The organism is Rhodococcus sp. NBC_00297, from assembly GCF_036173065.1.
In the GTDB taxonomy this organism is placed as follows: Bacteria; Actinomycetota; Actinomycetes; order Mycobacteriales; family Mycobacteriaceae; genus Rhodococcoides.
On the sequence record NZ_CP108041.1, the window covers coordinates 1769577 to 1795035 of the forward strand.

Consider the following 25459-nt stretch of genomic DNA (forward strand, 5'->3'; position numbering starts at 1 on the left):
CCCCTGTGATGGGCGCCACTAACCTACCGGACGGTAACCTACGGTCACGGAAAGGTCAACGACCATTCATGCGCCGAACAACAAGAAGAGACCGAGGAAGGTGTACAGCACCATCACCAGCATGAGAGCCAGTTCGCCGAGCAGCGCGTCCTTCTTCGGTAGGAGCCGCAGAGCCGCGTCGTGCGCCAGTGTCACTCCGACGATGTGCCCGATCACCACGCACAGCACCGTGATCGATGCGACCACCGACGGATGCGAGGACAACGCGTAGTTCACCGACGCGTCCGCGATGCCGAGCGGATTCCATCCTCGGTCGAACGGATCGAACAACGTGAAGACGCTCTGCTGACCTTTCTCCACGAGATAGGTGAGGTAATGGGCGAAGAAGTACCCGACGACGATCGGGATCAGCGAGTGCGCCAGCAAGCCGGGCAACTGCGCGCGACGCTCCCTCGTCACGCCGCCGGTGGTGCGCGCCGCGAGCCAGAACACGGTGCCCACCAGTGCGACACACGCCAGCACGCCGGCCGTGCGGATCAGCACCGGGTCACCGAGGTCACGCGCGAACGACTTCCATCTCGGCGTCTGCGCCAGCGAGTCGAACGCGGTGGAGCCGAGCAACGTGGCCGTCACGGCGACGGTTCCGCGTCGTACGGGGAGGGTGGCGGCACCGTCGAGCGGGTTCCGCAGCATGAGGGCGCGAGACTCCCTGTCGCGCGCCAGGATCGACAACCGCGCCACGGTGTCGCTGAACACCTCGAACGGATCCGCGCGCGCGAACCATTCCTCGCCGAAGATCAGGGCGCCGCCGAGCAGGACCACCACGTACAGCAGACACCAGGTACGCACGGCGGCGACCGAACCGGGATCACTCGACGCCAGTTCGAGCCACACGAAGGCCAGCAGGCCCAGCACCGCCGGGACCACCCCGATGCCGTCGGGCACGGTCCGCGGCCGGCCGTGCGGCAGAACGCGATACAGCGCGCGGACCGGCGACACGATGCGCCACACCGGCCCGAAGACCAGCGATGCCGGGACCAGCCCGACCCACACCAGCACGTAGAACACGCCGAGCAGAGCGTTGGATGCATCCTGCGGACCCAGCACCGACGCCGCACCGACCCACACGGCCAGCGCCACCGACGCGGCGCCGACGACGCCCCGGAACGCGGCAGCGTCCACGAGTCGCGCCAGCGGCGTCCGGACCAGGTGTCGATCGGGCGTCAGACGCGGAGTCTTCCACGCCAACAACAGGACCGCGAAGGACGCTGCCAGCGCCCAGGCACCGCCGATGAGGGCGTACGTCACCGGGATCGGCAGGTCGGTCGACCCGCCGAGACCGTGCGCGAGGACCTCGCTGCTCACGACCGGACGAGCACCGTCGCCACGGTGACGTCGGCCTCGTGCAACTCGATGTCGACCGAGCCCGGCACGTCGACCGTGAAGCGGAACTGCTGATCGTCACCGACCGCCACCGGGAAGCTGTGCTCCGGAACGGAATGCACGTGGATCTCGTCCTCCGCGTCGCTGGACACGGTCACGAGGATCTCCTCGCCGACCCTGCCCTCGAGACGCTGGTCGACCGGGGTGACCTCACCGCCCGCGATGGAGACGTCGAGCGTGGTGGTGGGCGTGATGCGTGGGACGTCGGACGCCGCTACGGACGTGGCCGGTGTCGAGGAGACCTGCTCGGGCGTCGCCTCGGTCTCCGGCTCCGCCTGCGAGCACCCCGCCAGCGCCAGTACCGCCAGCCCGACCACCACTACCCGCCTCACTCCGTGCCCTCCCTCTCGTTTGCATCCTTCAGGTCGTTCTCGGCGTTCTCCGCCCGCTCGGTCCGCCGGTCGCGCACGACGATGACGATCACCACGAGAGCGATGAGCACTGCGGGTATGACGGCCGGAAGTGCCAGCACGACAGAGTGATCCGCGAGGTACGTCACGTTCGGATCGGGCGTCATACGCGACTGCGCTCCTTGCTGCCCTTCGTCGCGGTGTTGCCGGGGGTGGCCAGGCTGATGCGTGCGGCGCCCCAGGACAGCGACCAGATGAGGGCCAGCGAGCAGGCCAGCACCACGAGGCACGCCGCCGTGAACAGCCATGCCGGGTGGTCGAACGAGCGCTCGCGCTGCAGCAGCTTGGTCTCGTACTGGAATTCGCGGGTGAACTCGGTGGTCGCGGGGACCTCCTCGGCGCCGATGCCCTCGTCCGCCGCCATGAAGATGGGCGCACCGGCCATGGTGCGGCCGTCCTGGATGCGCAGGAACGTCTTCCACGTCCCGTCGACCGGCATGGCACGCGTGGAGCGGTACTCACCCGGGCCGGTGCGCTCGAGGTTGTCGACGACGAGTCCGTGCAGCGAGTCGCCTGCGCCCTGCCAGGCGAGGATGGAGACCCACTCGGGATCGTCGGACACCAGGTCGCTCGGGTCGATGCTCACCGTGGCGGTGACCATGCGGAAGCCGTCCTCGCGGGGAGCGTCGGTGAGACTCACGGTCGCGCTCGCGCCCTGCGGAACGTCGATCATCAGGCCGTTCGCGACGCTGCCGCCGAGCACCAGCACCATCGCGACGACGACGGAACGCCGGACGGCGGGACGCGGGAGTCCGTCACCGCTGAGAGCCTGTGCGAACAGACCCGCGGTGAGACCGACGACGAGGCCGGCCGGGATGCAGGTGGCGAGCGCCTCGACCCACATGCTGTTCGGCCACGGGTAGAGGAAGACGGCGTCGACCCACATGGACTCCAGGTACAGGCCGACGGTGCCCACGGCGACACCGGTGACGGCACCGAACAGGAGGCGGCGGCGGACGAGAGTGGTCAGACCCATGATCTCGACGACCACGGCCATGCCCAGGTAGAGCGTGAACACGCTGTGCGGCTCACCGAGGACGGGACCGACGATCAGCGCGGTGACCTCGCGGATCACCGCGGCGAACGCGACGGCGAACAGAGCGGATCCGCGGCCCACCATCAGGCGGGCGGCGATGAGCGCGAAGGCGCCGGCAGCCGTCATGAGCAGCGGCTGGAAGACGAGGCGGAACTGCTCGACGCCGAAGTCGTACTCGATCTGGAAGACGGACAGGCCGATGACGAGACCACCGAAGGCGGAGCTGCGCATGAACCAGGTGATGATCGAGCGCTTGCGGGAGTCGACGGCCTGCGCCGGGTCCGCCTTCGTCTCGCCGTCGGGCTCACCGGCGGTGGCGGCGGTGGTCACGGCGGTGGAGGCCATCGCGACGCGACCCTCGTGCTCGAGCAGCAGCACGCCGACGAGCGAGAGCCCGGCGCCGCCGATGAGCATGAGGTGCGTCGGTCCCCACAGCGTCACGTCCTGGCCGAACATGCGGTGCCAGATGTCGTCGAGCGGGAAGCCGATGAGCGCGTACAGGCCCGAGCCGGCGATGAGCAGCCCGCCGGTGGGGGCATACCAGGTCCGGGTGATCTTGATGGCTGCCGGACCGGGCTTCTCGTCGCGCGGCAGGATGATCGCCAGCGCACCGGCGATGAACAGGAAGAACAGGCCCACCAGGATGAAGTAGTGCGCCGGGTTGGCCAACGGGCCCTCGTCGCGACCACGTCCGATGTGCAGGCTGACGTCCCAGATGAAGCCGAAGAACGCGGTGAGGATCGTCGAGATGAACATGACGAGCGGCAGCGCCACCCACCCGGGGCGGTGCAGCTTCTCGCCCGCGTAGTCCGCGAGGCGCTGCAGCCACGTGATGCGCCTCGTCCGGTGCATCACGGCCAGATACAGCAGGAACAGCGAGATGACACCGGCTGCCGCGGTCATGCCGAAGACCTGATCGAGCGCGGCGCCGCCACCGGCCGGCGCCTGTGCGATCAGGTTACTCGAGGTAACACCTACATTGTTCACGCATCGGATTATGTCTGTAACCGGGCGTCGACACCAGAGCTACCCGAAAGTAATTTCTCGGGCACTCTCACGTGCCGCGCGCGGCGGTCGTCGCTGCTCTATCGTCTGCGCATGGACGTCGAACTCCGGCACAACCCCTCCAACACCGTCGCCCGATGCCGCCTCGCACCACGGGAATCGCTGAACACCGAGGGCGGGGCGATGCTCGCGTGTTCGGCCGGTGTGGACATCCGGAGCAGCACCCCGGGCGGATTCCTCGGCGGACTCAAACGCAGCGCGCTGAGCGCCGGATCCTTCTACGTCACCACGTACACGGCACCGGACCAGGGCGGCTGGGTCGACCTGGCCGGCAAGCTGCCCGGCGACGTCATCACCGTCGACGTCGCCGACGGGCAGGAGTGGTTCGTGGGCCACGGTTCCTGGCTCGGCAACTCCCCCGACGTCACCGTCGACCCGCAGTTCGGCGGAATGAAGCAGATGTTCGGCGGCCAGGGCGCCTTCGGCTACAAGGCGTCGGGACGCGGGCACGTGCTGCTGGGTGTGTACGGCGCCATCGACGTCATGGACCTCGGTCCCGGGGAACGCGTCACCATCGACACCGGTCACGTGGTGGCGTACCACCTCGCGATGACGTTCGACGTGCGTCGAGCGGTACAGGGAAAGACGATGCAGACGCTGAAGTCCGGCGAGGGGCTGGTGTTCGACTTCACCGGTCCGGGCCGCGTCCTGCTGCAGACCAGGAACCCTCGCGAACTCGAACGGCTCATCGACGAGAACCGGCCACGCTCGAGCTGATCGTGGAACTCAGACCCCGGAATCCGGGGTTCAGACTCCACTATTCGCGGTGTAGGCCCGCCAGCCGCCGAACTCGGTGATGTCGGTGCCCGCCTCCGCCGCATCGGCGGCGCACATGAAACCGACCACCTCCCGACCGTCGGACAGCGTCACCGATCCCAGGCCCATCGGTGCGGGCAGCCCGGCCAGGAACGTGCCGAGGTGCGCCGGGGCCATCCGGTACAGCTCGCCCGCGATGGAGGCGCTGCCGCCGCGCACCAATCCGGGCTTGGGCGGTGTGGTGCCCAGATCGACCAGGCGGTAGTCGGCGGAAGTGCTCACCTCACCGACGAACCGCGCACCACGCTCGACCAGCTGACCGTTCAGCGGGAACCCTCGCAGGTGCGCGCCGACGACGAGCACGTCCACGCCGTCCTCCACGAGTACCGCCGTGTCCTGATCCGCCACCGCGGCGCCGATGTCGAGCAGTACCTGATCGGTGAACGCGGGGCCCACGACCATGACGCCGAAGGGATCACCCGCCGTCGTGCGCGCACCCGGCACCGCGACCGCCGCCATGTCGAGAAGGTTGCAGAAGTTGGTGAACGTGCCGAGCCTGCGATTGATGCCGAGCGGATCCGCCTGTACCGCAGCGATGGTGGGGTGCTCGGTGGTCGTCGGCAGCACCAGGCCGTCGAGCCCGTCGAGAATCGACGCCGCGTGCGCCTTGGCCGCCAGCAGCGTCGAGAGGTCGTCGACGTACGCGTGCGCTGCCGGATCCTTCGCGCCCAGCACGATGCGGGAGACGGTCGGGTCGGCGTGCTCGGGCGATGTCGACAGGAACTCGCCGACCGCCGCGTAGCGCTGCGCCACGATCGCCCCGTCGTACAACAACACGGCGGCGTCCAGCAGCACGGAGATGTCGACGATCTCGTGGTCGATCCCCACAGCGTCCAGTCCCGACACCGTGCGCTCGAACGCCTCCGCGTACTCGGGGCACAGCGCGCGGAGATCCTCGGTGCGTGGAACGGCGACACGGGGGCGCGGCGGGGCCGACAACGGCACCGTCGCGGGCCACGCACGACTCCGCGGATCTGCCGAGTCCGCACCGATCATGATCGCCATGGCTGCTGTGGCCGTGGTGATGTCGGCGGCGAAGACCGTCACGGCGTCGTAGTCCACGCACGCCGGGACGACGCCGGTGTTCGGCACCAGTCCCAGCGTCGGCTTGATGCCCACCAGGGACGCGAAGGCCGCAGGAACTCGGCCCGACCCTGCCGTGTCCGTTCCGAGGGCGATGTCCACGATGCCCAGCGCGACCGCGGTCGCGGAGCCGGAACTCGACCCGCCGGAGATCTTCTCGGGGTCGTGCGCGTGCCGCACCGCGCCGTACGGGCTGCGCGTTCCCACGAGTCCGGTGGCGAACTGGTCGAGATTGGTCTTGCCCAGCACCAGAGCGCCGGCGGCGCGGAGTCGCGCGACCACGGTCGCATCGACGTCCGGGGTACGCGAGAACTCGGGGCACGCCGCCGTCGTCGGGAGACCCGCGACGTCGATGTTGTCCTTGACCGCGAGCACGGTCCCGTACAGCGGCAGGCTCTCGTCCAGACCGGCGGCCTCCGCGAGGACGTCCGCCTCGTCGCGCAGCGTGATCCACACCTCGGGGCGGTCGACCTCGGCAATACGCTTGTACGCGAGCAACACTCGATCGGTGGCGGTCGTCATCATGCTCCCTGTGCTGTGGTGAGGGCGAACTCGCCGGCCGCGGACCAGGCATCGCGCTCTATGCCGAACGCCTCGGCCTGCTTCTTGCGGAACTCGGCGATGGAGCTGTCGTTCTCGGCCAGGAACTCGTCGTGGTCGGCCAGAGAGAAGGTGCCGTCGGTGATCTCGACACCCGCTCCGCGCCCGGCCGCGAGATCGGCGCGCATGTCGGCGAGCTCCTCGGTGCTGACGGGGTACCAGGAGATGCGGTCGAAGAAGCGCAGCAGCCAGGGCGTGCCCTCTTCGAAACCCTTGACTGCGGAGGGGTGTCGGTGGTTCCAGACCTGCGTGGTGCGACCGACGAACTGGTAGCCGCCGGGTCCCTCCATGCCGTAGATGCACAGATACGCGCCGCCGATCCCCACGGCGTTCTCCGGTGTCCACGTCCGCGCCGGGTTGTACTTCGTCGTGACGAGGCGATGCCGTGGATCCAGCGGAGTCGCCACCGGCGCACCGAGGTACACGTCGCCCAGGCCCAGCACCATGTACTCGGCGTCGAAGACCGTGTCGTACACGTCGTCGACGGACTCGAGCCCGTTCATCCGGCGGATGAACTCGATGTTCCACGGGCACCACGGCGCGTCGGAGCGTACGCCGTGCATGTAGCGCTGGATCGCCTCGCGCGTGGACGGGTCGTCCCACGAGAGCGGCAGCCGCACCTGCCGACTGGGCACCGTGAGCTCGGAGGTGTCCGGCAGCGCGTCCTCGGCCTCGAACAGCAGATCGAGGAGTTTCGCAGTCGGCAGCACATCGGGGTCGACCTTCACCTGCAACGACCGGATACCGGGCGTCAGATCGACCAACCCGGCGGGAGCGATGGCCTCGACGGCCTCGTGCAGGGCGTGCGCACGGGCCCGCAGCGCGAGGTCGAGGGACATCTCGCCGTACTCGACCAGGATGTTGTCGTCACCGGAGCGTCGATAGGTGACCGGCGTGGCACCGTCGCGGCGCGCGATGACACCGTCGTCCCCGTCGCCGCCGCGCGAGAACACCACGGGCAGGCTCGCGCGCCGGCCGACGCCCAGCGTGTTCTTCGAGGCGGCCGCGGCGGCCTCGAGCGCGACGAAGCACACCGTGTCGCCGGGGCGCAGCTGACCGAGCTTCCAGCGATCGGCCGCGACCACCGTCACCGGGCACACGAAACCGCCCAGGCTCGGGCCGTCGGGACCGAGCAGGATGGGGGTGTCGCCCGTGAAGTCCAGCGCGCCGACCGAATACGCGTTGTCGTGGATGTTCGACGGGTGCAGACCCGCCTCTCCCCCGTCGGTGCGCGCCCAGTCCGGGCGGGGTCCGACCAGCCGCACGCCGGTGCGATCGGAGTTGAAGTGCACCTCGTAGTCGGTGCCGAGAATGGTGTCCATGTCGGTGCGGGTGAAGAACTCGGGTGCTCCGTGCGGCCCCTCCGTGACGGCGAGCTGCCACGAGTGCGTCAGCGCCGGAACGTGTTCCATCGGCACGGGGGCGGGCGTGCCGATGGCGCGATCCGCCGGGGCGAGGTCGTCGCCCGCCTGCAGCACACGGCCGTCGAGCCCGCCGAACGTCCCGAGTGTGAAGGTCGACGCACTGCCGAGGTACTCCTCGGCCAGGACGCTGCCGCGGATCGCGATGTACATCCGCAGACCGGCCCCGGACACCGCACCCACGTCCAGCACCCCGCCCGCGGGCACCGTGATCGGCGTCCAGCGCTCGGCGGGTTCGCCGTTCACTGTGACGGGTGCGTCCGCACCGGTGACGCACACGACGGTCTCGTCGTCGAAACGCAGTGCGGGACCGCTCATCGTGGTCTCGAGCGCCGGCGCTCCCTCCGGGTTGCCGACGGCGACGTTGGCCAACCGCAGCGACAGGTCGTCCATCGGCCCCGACGGGGGTACTCCCACCTTCCAGTACCCCACCCGGCCGGGCCAGTCCTGAATGGTGGTGAGCATGCCGGGGCGCTCGACGCGGATGCTCATGCGGGCCGCGTCACGATCAGACGAACCGGTGTCGGGTCGAAACCGTTGCACGGGTTGTTGATCTGCGGGCAGTTCGAGATCAGGACCAGCGAGTCGATCTCCGCGCGCAGCGCGATCCGCTTGCCCGGCGCGGACAGTCCGTCGACGATGCCCAGACTGCCGTCCGCGTCGACCGGGACGTTCATGAAGAAGTTGATGTTGGAGACGATGTCGCGCTTGCCCAGACCCCACCGCGACCCCTCGAGCACGAAGTTCTCGACACACGCGTGCTGGTGCTTGGTGTGGTGGCCGTAGCGCAGCGTGTTCGATTCCTGCGAGCACGCACCGCCGATCGTGTCGTGATTGCCCACCTCGTCGGCGACGATGGTCATCATCGGCCGGGACTCGCTGTCGCGCAGAACAGTTCCCGTGGTGAGGTAGACGTTGCCCTGACCCACCATGGTGGCCGGTGCGCTGTAGCGGACGGTGTGATCGTCGGCGCCGTAGACCAGGGTGTCGACGGCCTGGTTGCCCTCCAGGTCGAGGATGGTGAGGACGTCGCCGGCGCGCACGACGGCGGACCACGGGCCGCGGGCAGGCGCGACCTCGTCGAGCACCACCTCGCCGGAGACGAGGGCCAGTTCCTGTACTGCTGCGGTCATTTCGAGCCTCCTGCTGCGTACGTGTCCTCCGTGTTGGCGACGGCACGGAGGTATTCGGGATCGGTGTTCGGCAGCGCGTCGAGATCCTGCGGCGACGGCCAGGCCAGCACCTGGAGCGACGTGGTGTCGAAGGTGGGCGACGGATCGATCGGGTGCGCCGTGTTGGCGATGCTCACGATCACCGGCAGGTGCAGGATCAGGTCGACCTCGCGGCCGGCACCCGCGGAACCCGTGCTGCGGAGGGCCCCGTCGGGATCGACGGTGACGCCGTGGAAGAAGCTGAGTGTCGGCGGCACGTCGCGGGGACCGAGGCCGTTCTTCAGGGCGGCCAGGATCAGCAACTCGCGGCCCGCGGGCGACGCCGAGTACGCGCTGCCGTCACCGTACTTCGCGGTGTTGGAGAGCAGCGTCGTCGTACCGCACAGTGCGTCGTGGTGTCCGGACGAGTCGGCCAGCACAGTGGCGAGCACCCGCCCCTGGTCGGACAGCAGCGGATGACCCACCCCCATGTACGCCTGCCACGGCACCTTGACGGTGTCGGCGGTGTTGAGGCGTTCCCACGGTGCGTCGGCACGGTGCAGCAGGACGTGCGCGCAGGCCGCTCCGTCGATGTCGCGCAACCGGACTCGGGTTCCGCGCTGGAGCACCTTCGTCGTGTACCGCCCGCCGGGAACGGTCTCGGCCCAGACGAGCGACGCGGCATCGGTTCCGGGAACCTCGTGCGGCCACAGGGAGGGTGGGACCACCGGCATCGAGTCGGTGATCTCCCGAGCCTGCGACCGGGCGTGCTCGCGGGCGGCTGTGGTGGTGGCGGTCATGCGGACACTCCTGTGGTGACGGGGTTGGGGTGGGCCTTGCCGCGCGGGAAGCACAGCGCACCGACGGCGACGACGGCCAGCACGGTGAGGGGCGCGGCCCAGCGCAGCAGCGGGAAATCGCCGGAGGGGTCGTAGATCTCGGGGCGCGGCCAGGACAGGTTGACCACCATGGCAGCGCCGTAGACGACGGCGAGAAGGTTGACGGGCAGGCCGAGTCGGCCGAGGGTGAACAGCGGCTTGCCCTCGGAGTCGACCTTCGGTGCGCCGGTGGTGTTGTGGGGCCAGCCCTTCAGCCGCTGGAGGAGCAGCGGCACGGTGACCATCATGTAGGCGAGGTAGATGAGCACGATGCACACGCTGGCGAGGGTGGAGAAGATCGCCGAGTTGCCGACGTTGACCACGAGCACCAGGACGCAGCCCAGTCCGATGACGACGGCCGGGGCGATGGGCGTGCCCGTGGTCTTGTTGACCGATCCGAGAACACGGGACGCGGGGAGCCGGCCGTCGCGGGCCATCGAGAACATGAGCCGGGACGCGGCGGTCTGAATGGCCAACGTGCAGATGAGGATCGCGATGGCCACGTCGATCAGGAGCACGGTGCCCCACGGGGACGAGAGCACGGAGTTCAGCACGTACGGCAGGCCCTGCGTCGCGAGTTCACCGTCGGTGAGGCTGGGTGCCGCCATGAGCGCACCGATGATCATGAGCCCGCCGCCCAGCGCGGAGACGGACAGCGCGAGACGGATGGTGCGCGGTGCGACCCGACGGGGATTCTTCGTCTCTTCGGCCAGTTCGCCGGCGGAGCCGAATCCCACCATGACGTAGGCGGCCATGAGTCCCGAGACGATCCACGCCCCGATGTAGCCGGAATCGACGGGCACGCCGCCGGTGTCGAACACGACGTCCGGTCCGCGCTGAGCATGAGTGAAGAACACGCCGATCACCGCGATGACACCGACGATCTCGCACGTCACGCCGATCGAGTTGATGCGCGCCATGGCGTTGACACCGATGGAGTTGATGGTCGTGGTGATCACCAGCAGCGCGGTGCCCAGCACGACGGCGTTGGTGGCGCCGTCCGACGAGGTCAGTGCGGTGTCGGTGCCGACGATCTGGAAGCCGCTCCAGACGTTCGGCAGCACCACCTGCAGTGCGATGGCGGCGGCGGAGGCCGTCACGATCTGCGCGATGATCATGAACCACCCGGCGAACCAGCCGGTGATCTCACCGCCGACGCGGCGTGACCACTGGTAGATGGCCCCGGAGATGGGGTAGCGCGCGGCCAGTTCGGCGAAGCACAGCGCCACCATGAACTGGCCGACGAACACCACCGGCCACGCCCAGAAGAACGCCGGGCCGGCGAAGCTGAAGCCCAGGCCGAACAGCTGGAAGATCGTCGTCAGGATCGAGACGAACGAGAAGCCCGCCGCGAAGGACGCGAACTTCCCCAGCTTGCGATGCAGCTGTTGTTCGTACCCGAACTCGAGGAGATCGTCGGAGTCGCCGTCCGCGTGACGGTCCGACGGGGGTGGGAGCACGGCCTGGCTCATGGGTGTTCTCCATCGACGGGAGGGGTGTATCTGTCGAGTGATAGTTAATCGGACGCAGCGGCCGCGGTGGTGTCCGTGATGTATCGAGATGTTGCGAGTGCGTTACGAGCTCAGGGCGCGCAGGAAGAAGGGAAGGAAGGGGCGTGCGGACGGTGCGCCGGCCTGGCGGAACGGTGCCGAGTCCTGCGATGCGGCGATCCAGTCCCGCCGCTCGACGTCGGTCAGATCCAGCCGGAACCCGGTCGGCGCGACGAGCAGATGCAGCAGCATGGTCGCGGCCCGTCCGTTGCCCTCACGGAAGGGATGCACCTGATTGAGGTCGGCGTAGGTGCGGCTCAGGAGGTACGCGAGCTCCCCCCGGTCGGCGGCCGCCCAGTCGGCGCTCAGGATGGTCTCGTGCACGCCCATGAGGCCGTCCCACACGACGGAGCACCTCGCGAACGCGGTGCCGTTCTTCGACAGTTCCACGGTGCGCACGTCGCCTGCCCACACGTAGAAGTCTTGGAAGACGTAGCGGTGCACGCTCAGCAGGCGGTGCACACCGACGGCGCCCCCGAGGTCGGCCCGCCCGGTGTGACAGCGGACCAGACGGAGTGCGGTGAGGATGCTCTCCGCGCGGTGCAACGCGGCCGCGTCGACGATGCCCAGCACGTTGCGCAGCGTCGTCGACCCGGGCAGCAGGTACGGGGTGTGCCGCGGACGCAGTGCCGCCCAGCGTGATTCACGCTTCGGTCCGTCGCCGACGAGCCCCTCGCGCACCGACGGCAGCACCGTCTCGCCGCGACACTCGGCGACGAGGAGTGCGAGGTCCGCGGGCGTGGGACGCCATCCCTCGAGTCGTTCGGCGGCGACGGCCTGATCGACGGCGTGACACTGATCCGGGGTGAGCCCGGCGAACGTGTCGGGATGTTCCTCGGACGGCCTCATCGAGCCAGGTACGCCGAGGCCCGTTGCACGCCCGCCACTTCCCGCGCAGCCGCGTCGAGCAGGCTCCGGTCGAGGGGCGTGAGGTCCGACGGGCGCACCAGGTCGTCGACGGGGCGGCCGTCGCGCAGTGCCTCGCACTGGTGCCGCAGCCGGATGCGCTGGACGACGTCGAACGATTCCGCGAGCACCGCGGCGTCGTCCTCGGACAGCACCTGCGCGCGAGCACCGTGCTCGAGCCGAGCCGGCGTGCCCACGGCGTCGTGCCCGGCGGAGACACCGGCCCAGCGCGCGATGTCCACGATGGGAGTCAGGATCCCCGCCTTCACGTCCATCGTGTCCGCACGACGGAAGAGCTTGTCCCGCAGCGTCACCCGCGCCTTGATCGTCGTCGCCTCACGCAACATCAGCAGTCGCGAGTGAGCGGCGTCGGCCAGCGCGGCGCGCGCGGGCTCCGCCGGTGTCCATCCGCCCGGCACCACCGGACGCGCATCGAGCGCGAGCGAGAGCATCACCACACCGGTGTCCTCGTACGGATCGGCCACCCAGCCCGCCACCGCGTCGGACCACTCGTCGACCGTCCGCACGAAGCGCGGCGACGCGGCACTCGCGTGATGGGGATCGGCTGCGAGACCGCAGCGTTCGAGTACGGCGTGCACGTCCGACCCCATCGGGGACGGGCCGCCCACCCGCGCCGTCTCGACATCGGACGACGGGACCGATTCGCGTCGAGCGACGCTTCCGGAGACCAGCCAGGTGGACGCGTCGTCGCCCAGCAGTTCGGCGGCCCGGCGCACGGTGGCCGTCACCACGGACGATCGCACTGCCGTCACGTCGGCCGACGGGACGCGGGAATCGTTCAGCGACAACGTCACCGAGGCAAGCCGCCCGCACGCCTCGACCAGATCGTCGACACTCGCCGAGCGCTCCACCGCGGTGCGCAGCGCTGTGCCCGCACGCAGCGCCGGCGAGAGCAGGTCCTGTTCGAGGGCGATGCCGAGCACGCCCCCACTCGCGTCCAGCACCACCAGTCGGCGGACACCCGCAGCGAGCGCGAGGGCGGCCGCCTCCGCGACGGGCACCTCGGCGTCGACAGTGACGGCAGGAACGGACGCGACGGCCGACACCGGTGCCGCGGTGCTCAGGCCCGCGGCGATCACGCGTCGGCGCAGGTCGCCGTCGGTCACCACTCCCCACGCCGAGCCCGGACACTGCACGACGAGGGTGCTCGACCTCGCCCGGGTCATCGCGTCGGCTGCCTCCGCGACGGTGATGTCGGCTCGACCGATCGGGACACCGCGACGCGTCAGCGCGCTCACCGGGGAACGCCGACGCGAGGAGGTCACCCGGCCACGTTAACCCCGACGGCCCCACTGTTCCCGGTGCACGGCGTCGGACAGGGGCCGACGCGGACGCCACCCGAACCTCTCGAGGTCCGGAACCTCCTGGAACTGCGTCACCGGACCGACGCACAGCCACGCGACGGGACGCACGGCGTCGTCGCCGGTCAGGCCGATGATGTCCCGCAGCACCGCCTCGTCGTAGAACGACACCCACCCGACGCCGACACCCTCGGACACCGCTGCGAGCCACAGGTTCTCGATGGCGAGGGCCACGGAGAGCAGGCCCGTGTCCCGCACCGTGGCCCGGCCCAGGACGTGCTCACCACCGCGGGAGTCGTCGTACGTCACGACGACGCCGGTGCCACTGGTCTCGATCCCCTCGACGCGGATCGGCTCGAAGGTCTCGGCGCGGTCGGCGGGCAGCGATGCCGCGAAGTCGGCGCGGCACTGCGCCACGTGCGCGGCGAATCGCCCCAGCGTCTCGGGGTGTCGGACGACCACGAAGTCCCACGGCTGGGTGTTCCCGACACTGGGTGCGCGGTGGGCGGCGGCGAGAAGACGGGTGAGGACGGCGTCGTCGACCACCTCACCGCTGAATTCGCTACGGACGTCCCGACGTGCGGCGATGGCGTCGTGGACGGACAGGTGCTCGGTGCTCATGTGGTGACCGTGCCAGAACACGCCTAGTGTCGACACCACTCGGTGCGTCCGAGTCTCGAGACAACGGGGGGTCGATTCATCGTGGGTTCGACACCCGGCACCACGCCACCGCCCGGTAGGGGTCAGCTCACCCGCACCGTCATCCTGCGCGCGGGCATCGCCTTCATCGACGACAACGGCGCTCGCGATCTGACGATGCGCCGACTCGGCGGGCGTCTCGGCGTCGAGGCGATGGCGCTCTACCACTACTTCGGTGGCAAGGAAGAACTGCTCGACGGCATCGTCGACCAGGTCATCGACGATCTGGGCAGCGACCCGCAGGTGCTGATGAAGGGCGCCTCGAGCTGGCAGGACTACCTGCAGCGGCTGGCGCACGGCGTGCGCCGGATGGCGCTCGAACATCCCGAGGTGTTCCCGCTCATCGCGACCCGGCCGAACAGCGCGCCGTGGGTGCGGCCCCCACTCCGCAGCGTGCGGTGGCTCGAGAACTTCCTCTCCAGCCTGAAGGAATGGGGATTCGACGACGCGGCCGCGGCCGCCGCCTACCGCTCGTACACGAGTTTCCTGCTCGGACAGCTGTTGCTCGAGGTCTCGGCGCAGGGAGTCTCGATCGGTCCGACGGACCCCAACGATCCCGACGATCCCCGCGCCACCGCTCAGCCCGGAGACGACATCGACCCGACGGAGTTCCCCACCGTGGTGCGGATGAAGGCGGAGCTGGCGCGCGATCTCGGCCTGCCCGAGTTCGAGAAAGCGCTCGAGGCGCTGCTCGACCGACTCGCCGCGACCCTGCCTCAGGTGGACGGGTAGCGTAGCTTGGCTCCGGCCTCGACGATGTCCGCGGCAAGCTTGTGCAGCGGTCGGTTGTTGTTCTGCGACAACTTCGAGAGCATCTCGAACGCCTGGACCGAATCCACCTCGAACCGCTCCATCAGCATGCCCTTGGCCTGACCGATGATGTCGCGGGACGCGAGACCGGACCGGAACTGCGCTTCCTTCTGCAGACTCTGCACCGCGATGGCGGCGTGCGCCGCGATCGCCGTCGCCACGGTCAGGCTGTCCTCGTCGAACGCCGCGGTCGACGACGAGTAGAGCGTGAGCACTCCCAGCGTGCGCTCGTGCATCGCGAGCGGTACGGCGGCCAGCGCGCGGACACCGACGGCGTCGGCCACCTCCGCCAGACCGGGCCAACGATGCACCGGACCGGCGACGACGGCAGCGAGGTCCACGCCCGCCTGGGAGGACCGATGCAGGAGATCGACGGTCGGTCCGTCCCCCGGTCGCCTCTGCACCCGGTCGAGTGCGGCCGCGATGTCGCTGCTCGTGCGGCTGGGCTCCGCAGGCCCCGATACCTCGGCCGCCAGCCGCACCGACGCGTGATCCGCGGCGTCGATCAGATCGACCGACACCGCGAGGACGTGATCGAGAACCTCGTCGATCGTCCGGACCTGGCGCGACCCGGCGAACTCGCGCGCCAGCTCGGCCAGAGTGCGCACCAGATCGAGGTGCTCGGAGCTCGGCGGCCGACCGTCGTTGCTCATGTGTGGTGCTGATCCCTTCGGTTCTCTCATCATCCGTCGTCACTCGGTCATCGCAGACCGGACGACAAAAGGCGACACCCACCAGTGCCGACGCCTACTGCTGGACGCCGGGCGGGGTATCGCCTTCCGCGCAACTATAACCGGACAGCCCGACAGCGGTACGGTGGTCTCGCACTCCGCGTACGGGTCGTCGAGTGATGAGTCGGCGAAGGCGGGAGATGCGGTAATGACCGACAGCGCGGACACCACGGACGAACGACGGGCGTTGGCCCTGTTGGCGGAGGCCCTGACAGACCTGGACAGTGCGCTCGCCGTCTCCCACACGGCCGACGGCGCGCTCGACACGATCTGCGCGCGCGTCGTGACGGCGATTCCCGACGCCGACGCAGCGGGCGTCACGGTGTTCCGCCGCGGCAGGCCGCAGACCGCCGCGAGCACAGAGACGTTCGTCCTCGAGGTGGACCAGGCCCAGTACCGCAGCGAGCAGGGACCGTGCATCGAGTCGGCGTTGACCCACGAGGTGGTGCGTGCCGATCTCGACGACGTGTCCCAGCGCTGGCCCGTGTTCGCGAAGGCGATCGATCACCTCGACGTCGCGAGTTTCCTGTCCGCGCCCGTCACCGCGGGTGGTGCCCACATCGGCGCCCTCAATCTCTACAGCCACACCGGCCACCGGTTCGATTCCGTCGACGAGTCGGCGATGCGGGTGTTCGTGCAGGCCGCCCAGTCGGCCCTGACCGGAGCGGAGAACTCCGAGCACGCCGCGAGACAGGTCGAGACCTATGCCGCCGCGATGGAGTCCCGCGCCGCGATCGAACAGGCCAAGGGCGCCCTGATGCTGGGACTCAACGTGTCGGCCGACAAGGCCTTCGACCTGCTGCTCTGGCGCTCGCAGACCACGAACATCAAGGTGCGGACTCTCGCCGAGCAACTGGTCCGCGACATCGGCTCGCTCGGCGATGCACCGGACGCCCTGTCCACCGAACTCGGCAAGCTGCTGATGACAGCGCACACACGCGTGCCGACGGGCCGGGTCACTCCGGCCGAGTAGTGCGCCCCGACCGCGTCGACGGGTCTTCGCCTCGGGTCAGCGGCGGCACGTGTTCCACCGCACCCGCCACCGTCGCGAGCAGTCCGCTGGTGCGCTGCAGCAACTGCACCGCCGACGGCGTGGTCACCCGCCTCGACACCACGTCCAGTGCGTCCCGCGACCGGTCGAGCACCGTGAGCGGCAGCGCGGCGACGACGTTGCCCGGTGGGCGGCGGGCCACCACCGGATGCGGCCTCGTCGGGGCCGTGCGCCGCACCGCGGTCCACGCCAGGCCGAGCCGACGGAGCTGCGCGTCGTTCATCGCGCGGCGCAGCATCGGGAACAGCCGGTCCTCCTCGTCGCGCACGTCCTCACGCAACAGGACGACGATGCGATCGAGCAGCGCGCTCCCCTCGTCGGTGCCGTCGCCCTTCTCCTCGAGCGTGGAGAACAGCTCGTTGATCTCCTGATGCTCGCGCTCGATCTCGAGGGTCAGCGACTCGCCGTCCGGCACCCACTTCCGGATCGCGGGCCACAGCACCGACTCCTCGGCGAACGCGTGCGGGAAGACGAGCCGACAGATGCGGTTCAGCACGTCGGCACGATCTGCGGCCGGCGTCTCGCCGAGCTCGTGGAGCAACTGGTCGAGCTCGATGTGGTCGTCGCGTTGCCGGGTCAACACGCTGGTGCGGCCGCCGAGCTCGGCGACGGAAGCCGTGGCGATGGACGGAAGTTGTTCTGTCACAGCAGATCCTTCAGGTCGGGGACTCAGGTTCGGGGCTCGAGAGACAGCTCGACGCCGTAGGTGTTCAGAGTCGGGGGAAGTGGTCGCGACGGTGCGAGCGCAGGGTTCGTGAGAGCCACCCCCGACCGAGCGAGAATCGACGCCAGCATCGACGACGCGGTGAACAACACGAGATTCTGACCGGGACACACCACCGGCCCGGCACTGAACGGCACCAGCTGCGGGTACTGCTCCGCGGTGCCGTCGAGCCAGATGTCGGGCGCGAACCGATCGGCGAAGGGCAGCGCGTCCGCGTCCCGGTGGAACCCGGACGCCAGAATGGCGAACGCCGTGCCGGCTCGCACGATTCGAGTGCTCGAATCACCGGTCCACTCCGTGTCGACGGTCGAGTCCCGCAGGATCGCCGGCGTCGTCGGCCACAGACGAATCGACTCCAGGATGCACGCCCGCAGGAACGGCAGTGCTTGCGGACGGCCGACGTCACCCGCGCTCGCCTCCTCGACGGCCCGCCGCTCGTGGTCGGGATGCGAGGCCAGCAGCGCGAGCGCCCGCAGCGTCGCCATACCGGCCGCGTCGAACGCGAAGAGCCATTGCGGCATCTGACCCACCGGGTCCACCGCACCGCCCACCCGACTGTGCGCGACGACGGCGGCGAGCGAGTTCGGCTCCGCCGCATCGACATACGAGTACAGGTCGTCGATGAAGCGATCCCGCGCACGGCGTCGCTGCGGTACGAAGTACGACCAGTTACCGTTCCCGCGCAGGGAGCGCAGACGGTCGGTCACCGTCTCGTCGTCGCGCGCGGACGCACCCAGCACGACCCGGCGCACCACCCGCCACCACAGCTGCAGGAACTCGTCCGCCGACACCGGGCGCGGCGCTCCCGCACCGGGACCGGACAGCAGAGTGTCGACCTCCTCGTCCACCACGGCCACGAACGCCGACGCGAGGTGGTGCAGCGGCTGAGGGGTGTCCAGGACCTGCTCGTTGAACGCACGACGCTCGTCGCGCAGCCGGCCACGGGAGATGAGCACCCCGTGCGGCTGGAACGGTCCCAGCGCGCCGATCTTCTCCCGGTTCGCCGCCGTGAAGTCCTCCGGGGAGTCGACGAGGATGCGCCGGACATCGGCAGGGTCGAGCACGACGGCGATGGTGCGACCGGGCAGAGCCAACTGCACGGGCGCGGAGCCGTACCGGAGTCGCAGCTCCCGCATCGCGGCCAGCGTGGCCGCATCGGCGTCGACCTTCTCGGCCAGCGCCATGGCCGCCGGACGACGAAGGATCACCCCCGAGGTGATCGAGGGTCCCATCAGCCGCGCCGCGTAGGCGAGAGCCCGTGGGCCGGTGACGGCCGGCGCGACGGCGGGGCGGTCGTCGGTCGAAGTGTCGGTCATGGACCTGCGGTACCCCGGCAGGGGGCCGTGAAACGAGCCGGTCAGCTCAGGGCATCGATCACCGCACGCGCCCGATCTGCGAGCGAGGTCCGTGAGCGGCGGGCGTCGGTGACGAGCAGGTCGGTCGCGGGGCCGATGTCGAGACCGTGGGTCTCGGCGAGCACACCGATGGCCTGATCGATCACGGCGGCGTCCTCGAGGACCTGCTGTCGACGCGTCGCCTCGACCGACAGGCGCACGTCGCCCTCGGTGTCGACGCTGACGGCCAAGGCCGCCAGATCCGCGACGGCCTGGACGAACGCCGCCGCGTGACCCGGTGCCCGCCACGGCCCCGACGTGTGGACCACGACGGCGCCGATGACCCGGTTCGCGATCCGAGCCGGGTAGGCACGCATACCGCCGATGCCGGCCGCACGCGCCGCGCGGGCGTGGTCCTGCCAGCGCCCCGGAGCGTTCTCCAGATCGTCGAGCAGCACGGCCGCGCCGGTGCGCACGCACATCGCCACCGGTCCGCCCACGGACAGCGATCGGTCGAGCAACCCGGTCGAGGCCGCAGCGACCAGGTCGAGGTCGACCGACCCGGACCCGTCGAACACCACCGACACCGCGGCGGCCCGCAGGGCCTCGCGGGTGCGGGTGGCGAGGAGGTGGAGCAGATAGGGGGCGTCGACCCCGGCGGCCAGATGGCCCGTCAGCTCGGCGAGGACGACGACGGGCGACGGCACGTCGGTATCACCGATCCGCCCGGTACCGGGCGGATCGAAAGTGGGCGGGAAAGTCACGACGGCTGTCCTTTCGTCGTCGAGTCCGACGCGGTGTCGTCGGTGGAGAAGCGCACCTTGCGCTCGACCACCTCGCGGGCGATGTCGTCGACGGGGCGTCGGGCCGAGTACGCCGCGGCGCGCAGCCGGGCGAGCGCCTCGGTCGGCGACACCCGCATCTGCACCGTGATCATGCCGACGGCCAGATTGACGTAGGGCCGGGTGCGATGGTCGCCCAGCGGCGAGTCGTCCGAGGCGTCGCCGAGCGACTGTCCCGCGCCGAGGCCGGGCGCGAAGGCTTCCAGCAGGCTGATGGCTGCCGCGTCCGCGGTCAGCTGGGCGACAGCGGCGAACTCGTCGCTGAGTTCACCGACGGATGCGCGATACAGCTCGAGCACGCCGAACACGGTGTTGCCGCCGCGCAGCGGGAAGGCGAACAGAGCGGCCGCGCCCCCGTCCGAGGCGTCGGCGGCGAATCCGGGCCAGTGCTCCTCCGCCTCGTTGTCGAGGTCGGCGACGAACACGGTCCGGCCACGGTGGAACGCGTCGACGCAGGGACCCTGACCGGTGGTGAACTGCAGTTCGTCGAGGTACTGCGACACCGCGTCGGTGGCGTAGACCAACTCGCGCGTGGTGCCGCTCATGACGGTGATGGCGGCGCCGTCCACCTCGACCAACTGCACGACACTGCGGCACAGATCGGCGATGTCGGTGATGGACAACGGTGCGTGCGCGTCGTCGTCACCACCCGATCGCGTCGTCATGACCTGCACTCACTCCTCGTCGATCGACGTCCACACCGTTGTCCGCGACCCGAGGAATGCCCCGTGTGCCGCGAGTCAACCGTAGCGACAAGTCTGGACCGCGCGGGCGACCGGCGTAGAGTTTTCCCGCACCGTTGCACTCGTGAACGGGCGAACAGGCGAACGACCGAGAACACGGAGACCCATGACGAGCGACCCGGAGCAGTCGTTGCACGAACGCATCCGCGCGGCCGCAGACGAACTCGTACTGCTCGAGCGACTCGGGGCCGTGGTCACCGAGCGCATCCGGCTGTCCCTCGATGCGCGCGCCGCGATCGATCTCGCCGTGGGTGCACTGATGGTGCGGCACGGATGCGAGGCACCTGCCGCGGTCGCGCGACTGGCGTCGACGGCGTCGTCGCTGTCCGCCACGATGCCCGAGATCGCCGCCGAGGTGCTCGCGACCATCCGATGAGCGGTCGACTCAGTACGCGCCGTCGCTGCCGACGACGGCCTTGAGGGTCTTCAGCACGATGAGCAGATCACCTGTCATGGACCAGTTCTCGACGTAGCTCAGGTCGAGGCGCACCGATTCCTCCCAGGACAGGTCGGAGCGGCCACTCACCTGCCACAGGCCCGTCAGACCGGGTTTGACCAGCAGCCGGCGGCGCACGTCGCCGTCGTAGGTCTCCACCTCGCGGCGCAGCGGCGGCCGCGGGCCCACGATCGACATCTCGCGGCGCAGCACGTTGAAGAACTGCGGCAGCTCGTCGATGCTCAGCCGCCGCATCACGCGGCCGACCTTGGTGACACGCGGATCCTCGCGCATCTTGAACAGGACGCCGCCCTCGCTGTCGTTGAGCGCCAACAACTCCGACACCCGAGCGTCCGCGTCCTGCACCATCGAGCGGAACTTGATCATCTGGAACGGTGTGCCGTCGAGGCCCATGCGCTCGGATCGGTAGAACACCGGACCCTTGCTGGTGGCCTTGACGAGAAGGGCGGCGAGGAGGAACAGCGGGGCCACGGCGACGAGGGCGACCACGGCGAACACCATGTCGAACGCCGTCTTCCCGAAGCGGCTCGCACCGTTGTACTGCGGCTTCTCCACGTGGATGAGCGGGAGGCCGGCGACCGGCCGCATGTGCAGGCGCGGGCCGGCGACGTCGACGACGCCGGGAGCCACGACCAGATCGACGTTCTTCTTCTCGAGATCCCACACCATGCGGCGGATGCCCTCGTGGCCGATGTGGTCCGTCGCGGTGACGGCGACGGTGTCCGCGCCCGTGGCCTCGATGGCATCGAGCACGTCGTTCTCGTTGCCGAGGACGGGAATCTCGAGACCGTCGACGGACAGCTGATCCTCGGTGACCGACTGGGTGCGCGGCAGGCACACCCCGACCACGGCGTATCCGGCACTCCCGTCGCGGTTGAACGACCGCGCCATGGAGAGGGCCGAGCTGTGACTGCCGACGATGACGACCGACGTCTGATAGTCGCCGCGACGACGTCCGCGAGCCACGTGCTTGCGGAAGAGCCACCGCGAGACCAGGAGCCCGATCAGCCCGACCGGCAGTGCGATGGCCAGGTAGCCACGCGCCAGTTCGAAGCGGAAGAGCAACGAGATGATGGCCACGAGCCCGAAGAGGCGGAAGGTGGCGGACAACAGACGCCTGTACTCCTCGGCTCCCCCGCCGAGCACACGCGGCGAGCGGGTGCGGAAGATCGCGAGGAATGCGATCCACGTCAGCGCGAGGGTGACCGAGACCAACGTGTAGTTGAACGCCGCGCGCGGTACCTCGAGATCCGGCCGACCGAAGCGCACCACCTGTGCGCAGGCGACGGCGGCGACGACGACGAGCACGTCGGTCACCCGGAGCCGGTCCATGTACGCGCGCTCCCAGTCGCGTCGCGAGGTCGCCCTCCGCGATCGCCGAGCCCGCGGCAGTGCGACGTCGCGGCGCTCGGCCGACTCGCTCTCCGCCGGGCTGGGAGCAGACACGTGTACCTCGTTCCGTTCGACTGGATCCGCCTGGGACTCGACCGCTGATACGTGTACCAGGGCAGTCGGTAGCTTATTGCCTTCCCGCAAGGCTCGCTCAGACAACCACAGTGCGGTGAATCACACGGTGAGTTCACACAGATTTAGCGTGTTCGAACGACACGATTTCAGAGGACCCTCAGGCCATTTCTTTGCGGCCGCTCACGAAGAAGACGATCCGCGACGCGACATCGATGATCTGGTCGGCGTAGCGCTCGAAATACCGTCCCAGCAGTGCGATGTCCACGGCATTCATCACGTCGTGCCCGTGATCGTCCGCCGACACGGTGTCCACGACCGTTGTCTTCAGAGAATCGACCCGATCGTTCTGTGAACTCAGACAATCGATACGCCCGAGATCACTCGTACGCAGTGCGTCGACTATTCGACCGGACATGTCGAGACACAATTCGCTCATCTCACGAAACTGCGGCATCAGATGATCGGGAACGATCGGCTCGGGAAAGCGACGGCGCGCGGCTTCGGCGATGTGCACCGCGAGGCCGACCATCCGTGAGAGGTCACTGCTGATGCGCACGGCCGAGAACACTCGCCGGAGATCCGCCGCGACGGGTGCCTGCAGCGCCAGTACGGTGACAGCCTGATCCTCGCAGCGGGCACCGAGTTCTCCGAGTGCCTCGCCGCGGGCGATGACGGACTCCGCAGCCCGCAGGTCGCCGTCCAGTAGAGCGATGCTGGCGTCGCGCATGGCGGTCTCCGCCGCCTGCGCGAGAGCGCACAGATCGTCGTTCAGTCCCTCGAGTTGAGCTGTGTACGCGTTGCGCATGATGTCCCCGATCCTGGCCGTCCCGCCGACGCGTCCCGGAGGACGCGACGATGGGGGGTACCCACGAGAGCGCCCCCTAATCGAGCAGAGAGCGAACATCGCGCGCGGGCACCGCACGAGAGTAGAGAAATCCTTGGACGCGAGTGCACCCAGTATGGCGGGCGGCCGCGACCTGGTGGTCGCTTTCGATTCCCTCCACGACCAGGGCACGGCCGGTGTCGACCGCGAATCCGGCCAGTGCACGGACCAACGAGTCGCCCGCGGCGGTACCGAGCGTGCGCGCGATGCCCGCGTCGATCTTGAATCCGTCGACCGGGAAATCGACGAGGCGTTCGAGGGACGAGAAGCCGATGCCGATGTCGTCGAGCAGCACCCGGAACCCGACGGCCTGCAGGGCGCTGACGAACTCGTGTGCCCGTGCCGGGCGAGCATGCGACACGGTCTCGGTCAGTTCGAAGACCACGCGCGCCGCCGGCACCGCGGACGCGGCGACGATCTCGATCAGGTGGCGCACCGCGTCCGGGGCCGCGAGATGCCGCGCGGACAGGTTGACGTGCAGGTCCATCTCGGGAGCGTCGACCATCCACCGCTCGAAGTCGACGAGCGCGCGGACGAGGACCGCGTGGTCGACGTCGATCTCGAGGTCGCTGCCCTCGATGGTGGGCAGGAAGTCCGCAGGACTCACCATCGACGGCGCAGTGGTGCCGTCGCCCGGACGCGTCCAGCGGGCGAGAGCCTCGACCGCGGTGACGGCGCCGGACGACACGTCCACGATCGGCTGATACCAGGGGGTGATCTCGCCCCGCTCGATCGCGGCCGCGACAGCGCGAACGCACCCGGCGGTCTTCGAGCGCCCGTGACCACGCAGCGCCTCGAGATGGGTCTCGACCACCCGACCGAACTCGGTGAGAGTGGTGACCGTGTACTCGTTCGCGGGGTGCGGCACGGTGTCCAGCACGCAGAGGGTGCCGATGATCAGCCCTTCGCGTCCACGGAGCGGTACCGCGACGTAGGACCCGAGCGACAGAGCGTGCAGAGCCTGAGCGGTGGCCGCGCGGACCGGATCGTTCGAGAACCGGTCGAGGCCGGAGTTCGAGACCGCGACGGGCCCCGCGGACGCGACGACGTGCTGACAGGCGGTGACGGAGCGCGGCAGTGTGTGCGGGAACGGTCCCCCGTGCTGAGCACGGGTGTACTGCACGTCCTCGTCGAGGATGTTGAGCTGCGCGGCGGAGAATCCCAGCGTGGTCGCCGCGAGAGCTGTGAGGGTCTGCAGCGTGGAGTCCGTGGCCGTGAAGTCGACATAGTGCCGCGCCGACTCACTCTGGCGCCGGAGTGCGCTCCTCTGCATGACGTGTCCGTTCTACGAGGCCACCGTCGGATGGTTCCGACGTGGCGTGTCCCGACACCGTGACCCCCCGGATCGTCAGTGATTCGTACCTGTTCCAGCCCCGTATCGGTCACGGGCGGGAAAAGGTTTCGTCCATTCCACAGCCGAGTCATCGTACAAGCCGTCAAACGGGCACGACGCCGGGTATCGGAGGTTCCGCCGTAGTATCACCGAATGACAGCGGACGGGCCCCTGGCCGGGTCGGACTGGAACGCACGCGAGCGGCACGAGACCGAGACCGAGCGCCTCGATCGCAACTGGTCGAACCTTCTGCAGGAGCTGCGCGTGGTGCAGACCGGTATCCAGTTGCTCACCGGCTTCCTGCTCACCCTCCCGTTCCAGGCCCGGTTCCCGGAACTCGAGACGTACGAGCAGGCCGTGTACCTCGTGACGCTCGGAGCATCGGTCACCGCCACCATCCTTCTGGTCGCGCCGGTGGCTCTACACAGGATCCTGTTCCGTCGACGGGCACTGCGTCAGCTCGTCGACCACGCGAACCGGTTCGCTCTCGCCGGCTTCGTCCTGCTGGGCATCGCGATGTCCGGCGTACCGCTGCTCATCTTCGACCTGGTGGTGGGTCCCACCGCGGGCATCATCGCGTGCGCAGTGGCGGCCACCCTGTTCGTCTCGGTCTGCCTCGTACTGCCCGTGTCGCTGCGCCGCCGGCTGGGTCCGGTGAACGATCGGTCCGATTCGACCGAGTGATCTCGACCATGGATGTGCTA

25 protein-coding genes are annotated in these 25459 nt (G+C 69.3%); 5 read left to right on the forward strand and 20 right to left on the reverse strand.

Annotated elements, in window-relative coordinates; all coding sequences use genetic code 11:
* Window positions 1–66: 66 nt before the first annotated feature.
* From OG947_RS08395 to OG947_RS08410, 4 genes are read right to left on the reverse strand one after another with little or no spacing between them, the layout of a single operon-like run.
* Window positions 67–1365: a hypothetical protein gene (locus OG947_RS08395; protein ID WP_328813674.1), complete on the reverse strand. Its 1299-nt coding sequence runs from the start codon at window positions 1363–1365 to the stop codon at window positions 67–69.
* On the reverse strand, window positions 1362–1775 hold the full coding sequence (locus OG947_RS08400; protein ID WP_056443829.1) for a hypothetical protein: 414 nt from the start codon (window positions 1773–1775) through the stop codon (window positions 1362–1364). Before OG947_RS08400 ends, OG947_RS08395 begins: the two co-directional genes overlap by 4 nt.
* The gene (locus OG947_RS08405) at window positions 1772–1960 is read right to left on the reverse strand and encodes a hypothetical protein (RefSeq protein WP_328813675.1); all 189 of its coding nucleotides are present in this window, start codon (window positions 1958–1960) and stop codon (window positions 1772–1774) included. The genes OG947_RS08400 and OG947_RS08405 overlap by 4 nt, the downstream gene beginning before the upstream one ends.
* Window positions 1957–3876 (reverse strand): hypothetical protein, encoded by a 1920-nt coding sequence (locus tag OG947_RS08410; RefSeq protein WP_442973105.1) that lies wholly within the window; start codon window positions 3874–3876, stop codon window positions 1957–1959. The genes OG947_RS08405 and OG947_RS08410 overlap by 4 nt, the downstream gene beginning before the upstream one ends.
* A gap of 111 nt (window positions 3877–3987) precedes the next feature.
* Here OG947_RS08410 and OG947_RS08415 point away from each other — a divergent pair, with 111 nt between their 5' ends.
* Entirely contained in the window at window positions 3988–4671 is a 684-nt protein-coding gene (locus tag OG947_RS08415) for a TIGR00266 family protein (RefSeq protein ID WP_051613494.1), read from the forward strand.
* Window positions 4672–4701: 30 nt separating this feature from the next.
* Here OG947_RS08415 and atzF read toward each other — a convergent pair whose 3' ends face one another.
* The 8 genes from atzF to bluB all read right to left on the reverse strand — a co-directional run bounded on the left by atzF (window position 4702) and on the right by bluB (window position 14302).
* Window positions 4702–6378 carry an allophanate hydrolase gene (atzF, locus tag OG947_RS08420; RefSeq protein ID WP_328813678.1) on the reverse strand — a complete coding sequence of 559 codons (1677 nt, stop codon included), beginning with the start codon at window positions 6376–6378 and terminating at the stop codon, window positions 4702–4704.
* On the reverse strand, window positions 6375–8366 hold the full coding sequence (locus tag OG947_RS08425; protein WP_328813680.1) for a 5-oxoprolinase/urea amidolyase family protein: 1992 nt from the start codon (window positions 8364–8366) through the stop codon (window positions 6375–6377). The genes atzF and OG947_RS08425 overlap by 4 nt, the downstream gene beginning before the upstream one ends.
* Complete coding sequence (locus tag OG947_RS08430) at window positions 8363–9007, reverse strand: urea amidolyase associated protein UAAP2 (protein ID WP_222646717.1); 645 nt, start codon at window positions 9005–9007, stop codon at window positions 8363–8365. The genes OG947_RS08425 and OG947_RS08430 overlap by 4 nt, the downstream gene beginning before the upstream one ends.
* Window positions 9004–9825: an urea amidolyase associated protein UAAP1 gene (locus OG947_RS08435; protein ID WP_328813681.1), complete on the reverse strand. Its 822-nt coding sequence runs from the start codon at window positions 9823–9825 to the stop codon at window positions 9004–9006. The genes OG947_RS08430 and OG947_RS08435 overlap by 4 nt, the downstream gene beginning before the upstream one ends.
* On the reverse strand, window positions 9822–11375 hold the full coding sequence (locus OG947_RS08440) for an amino acid permease (protein ID WP_222638827.1): 1554 nt from the start codon (window positions 11373–11375) through the stop codon (window positions 9822–9824). Before OG947_RS08440 ends, OG947_RS08435 begins: the two co-directional genes overlap by 4 nt.
* A 102-nt stretch (window positions 11376–11477) precedes the next feature.
* On the reverse strand, window positions 11478–12302 hold the full coding sequence (locus OG947_RS08445) for a Fic family protein (protein WP_328813682.1): 825 nt from the start codon (window positions 12300–12302) through the stop codon (window positions 11478–11480).
* A complete protein-coding gene (locus tag OG947_RS08450; protein WP_328813684.1) occupies window positions 12299–13645 on the reverse strand; it encodes a putative nucleotidyltransferase substrate binding domain-containing protein in 1347 nt (448 codons plus the stop codon). The genes OG947_RS08445 and OG947_RS08450 overlap by 4 nt, the downstream gene beginning before the upstream one ends.
* 9 nt (window positions 13646–13654) lie before the next feature.
* Complete coding sequence (gene bluB, locus OG947_RS08455; RefSeq protein WP_328813685.1) at window positions 13655–14302, reverse strand: 5,6-dimethylbenzimidazole synthase; 648 nt, start codon at window positions 14300–14302, stop codon at window positions 13655–13657.
* Between the two features lie 81 nt (window positions 14303–14383).
* On the opposite strand from bluB, the gene OG947_RS08460 reads away from it, so the two are divergent.
* Window positions 14384–15112, forward strand: a complete 729-nt coding sequence (locus OG947_RS08460; RefSeq protein WP_231476411.1) for a TetR/AcrR family transcriptional regulator — start codon at window positions 14384–14386, stop codon at window positions 15110–15112.
* Here OG947_RS08460 and OG947_RS08465 read toward each other — a convergent pair.
* On the reverse strand, window positions 15097–15843 hold the full coding sequence (locus OG947_RS08465) for a GAF and ANTAR domain-containing protein (RefSeq protein ID WP_328813687.1): 747 nt from the start codon (window positions 15841–15843) through the stop codon (window positions 15097–15099). The genes OG947_RS08460 and OG947_RS08465 overlap by 16 nt on opposite strands.
* 226 nt (window positions 15844–16069) lie before the next feature.
* Between OG947_RS08465 and OG947_RS08470 the strand changes: the two genes are divergently transcribed.
* Window positions 16070–16894, forward strand: coding sequence for a GAF and ANTAR domain-containing protein (locus OG947_RS08470; protein WP_328813688.1), 825 nt, complete (start codon window positions 16070–16072; stop codon window positions 16892–16894).
* Here OG947_RS08470 and OG947_RS08475 read toward each other — a convergent pair.
* Genes OG947_RS08475 through OG947_RS08490 form a run of 4 tightly spaced genes read right to left on the reverse strand, consistent with a single transcriptional unit; the run spans window position 16878 to window position 20537 of the window.
* Entirely contained in the window at window positions 16878–17618 is a 741-nt protein-coding gene (locus tag OG947_RS08475; protein ID WP_328810770.1) for a hemerythrin domain-containing protein, read from the reverse strand. The two genes, OG947_RS08470 and OG947_RS08475, sit on opposite strands and share 17 nt — an antisense overlap.
* Before the next feature lie 23 nt (window positions 17619–17641).
* Window positions 17642–19012, reverse strand: coding sequence for a cytochrome P450 (locus OG947_RS08480; RefSeq protein WP_328810771.1), 1371 nt, complete (start codon window positions 19010–19012; stop codon window positions 17642–17644).
* A gap of 41 nt (window positions 19013–19053) precedes the next feature.
* The gene (locus tag OG947_RS08485) at window positions 19054–19794 is read right to left on the reverse strand and encodes an ANTAR domain-containing protein (RefSeq protein WP_328813690.1); all 741 of its coding nucleotides are present in this window, start codon (window positions 19792–19794) and stop codon (window positions 19054–19056) included.
* Window positions 19791–20537 carry a GAF domain-containing protein gene (locus OG947_RS08490; protein ID WP_328813691.1) on the reverse strand — a complete coding sequence of 249 codons (747 nt, stop codon included), beginning with the start codon at window positions 20535–20537 and terminating at the stop codon, window positions 19791–19793. Before OG947_RS08490 ends, OG947_RS08485 begins: the two co-directional genes overlap by 4 nt.
* A gap of 184 nt (window positions 20538–20721) precedes the next feature.
* Here OG947_RS08490 and OG947_RS08495 point away from each other — a divergent pair, with 184 nt between their 5' ends.
* Window positions 20722–20991, forward strand: a complete 270-nt coding sequence (locus OG947_RS08495) for an ANTAR domain-containing protein (protein WP_328813692.1) — start codon at window positions 20722–20724, stop codon at window positions 20989–20991.
* Between the two features lie 9 nt (window positions 20992–21000).
* Here the strand turns inward: OG947_RS08495 and OG947_RS08500 are convergent, their stop codons facing one another.
* From OG947_RS08500 to OG947_RS08510, 3 genes are all read right to left on the reverse strand, one after another.
* Window positions 21001–22404, reverse strand: coding sequence for a sugar transferase (locus OG947_RS08500; protein WP_037186361.1), 1404 nt, complete (start codon window positions 22402–22404; stop codon window positions 21001–21003).
* A 292-nt stretch (window positions 22405–22696) separates the two neighbouring features.
* Entirely contained in the window at window positions 22697–23344 is a 648-nt protein-coding gene (locus tag OG947_RS08505; protein WP_328813693.1) for a phosphate signaling complex PhoU family protein, read from the reverse strand.
* A 76-nt stretch (window positions 23345–23420) separates the two neighbouring features.
* The gene (locus tag OG947_RS08510) at window positions 23421–24695 is read right to left on the reverse strand and encodes an EAL domain-containing protein (protein WP_328813694.1); all 1275 of its coding nucleotides are present in this window, start codon (window positions 24693–24695) and stop codon (window positions 23421–23423) included.
* Between the two features lie 213 nt (window positions 24696–24908).
* On the opposite strand from OG947_RS08510, the gene OG947_RS08515 reads away from it, so the two are divergent.
* Entirely contained in the window at window positions 24909–25439 is a 531-nt protein-coding gene (locus OG947_RS08515) for a DUF6328 family protein (RefSeq protein WP_328813695.1), read from the forward strand.
* Window positions 25440–25459: the final 20 nt, after the last annotated feature.

Coding starts and splice junctions, on each gene's coding strand:
- OG947_RS08510 (WP_328813694.1), bottom strand. CDS start 24,695: ATGCAGAGGAGCGCACTCCGGCGCCAGAGTGAGTCGGCGCGGCACTAT.
- OG947_RS08495 (WP_328813692.1), top strand. CDS start 20,722: ATGACGAGCGACCCGGAGCAGTCGTTGCACGAACGCATCCGCGCGGCC.
- OG947_RS08505 (WP_328813693.1), bottom strand. CDS start 23,344: ATGCGCAACGCGTACACAGCTCAACTCGAGGGACTGAACGACGATCTG.
- OG947_RS08515 (WP_328813695.1), top strand. CDS start 24,909: ATGACAGCGGACGGGCCCCTGGCCGGGTCGGACTGGAACGCACGCGAG.
- OG947_RS08480 (WP_328810771.1), bottom strand. CDS start 19,012: ATGACCGACACTTCGACCGACGACCGCCCCGCCGTCGCGCCGGCCGTC.
- atzF (WP_328813678.1), bottom strand. CDS start 6,378: ATGATGACGACCGCCACCGATCGAGTGTTGCTCGCGTACAAGCGTATT.
- OG947_RS08445 (WP_328813682.1), bottom strand. CDS start 12,302: ATGAGGCCGTCCGAGGAACATCCCGACACGTTCGCCGGGCTCACCCCG.
- OG947_RS08470 (WP_328813688.1), top strand. CDS start 16,070: ATGACCGACAGCGCGGACACCACGGACGAACGACGGGCGTTGGCCCTG.
- OG947_RS08425 (WP_328813680.1), bottom strand. CDS start 8,366: ATGAGCATCCGCGTCGAGCGCCCCGGCATGCTCACCACCATTCAGGAC.
- OG947_RS08415 (WP_051613494.1), top strand. CDS start 3,988: ATGGACGTCGAACTCCGGCACAACCCCTCCAACACCGTCGCCCGATGC.
- OG947_RS08405 (WP_328813675.1), bottom strand. CDS start 1,960: ATGACGCCCGATCCGAACGTGACGTACCTCGCGGATCACTCTGTCGTG.
- OG947_RS08435 (WP_328813681.1), bottom strand. CDS start 9,825: ATGACCGCCACCACCACAGCCGCCCGCGAGCACGCCCGGTCGCAGGCT.
- OG947_RS08465 (WP_328813687.1), bottom strand. CDS start 15,843: ATGAGCAACGACGGTCGGCCGCCGAGCTCCGAGCACCTCGATCTGGTG.
- bluB (WP_328813685.1), bottom strand. CDS start 14,302: ATGAGCACCGAGCACCTGTCCGTCCACGACGCCATCGCCGCACGTCGG.
- OG947_RS08500 (WP_037186361.1), bottom strand. CDS start 22,404: ATGGACCGGCTCCGGGTGACCGACGTGCTCGTCGTCGTCGCCGCCGTC.
- OG947_RS08440 (WP_222638827.1), bottom strand. CDS start 11,375: ATGAGCCAGGCCGTGCTCCCACCCCCGTCGGACCGTCACGCGGACGGC.
- OG947_RS08490 (WP_328813691.1), bottom strand. CDS start 20,537: ATGACGACGCGATCGGGTGGTGACGACGACGCGCACGCACCGTTGTCC.
- OG947_RS08430 (WP_222646717.1), bottom strand. CDS start 9,007: ATGACCGCAGCAGTACAGGAACTGGCCCTCGTCTCCGGCGAGGTGGTG.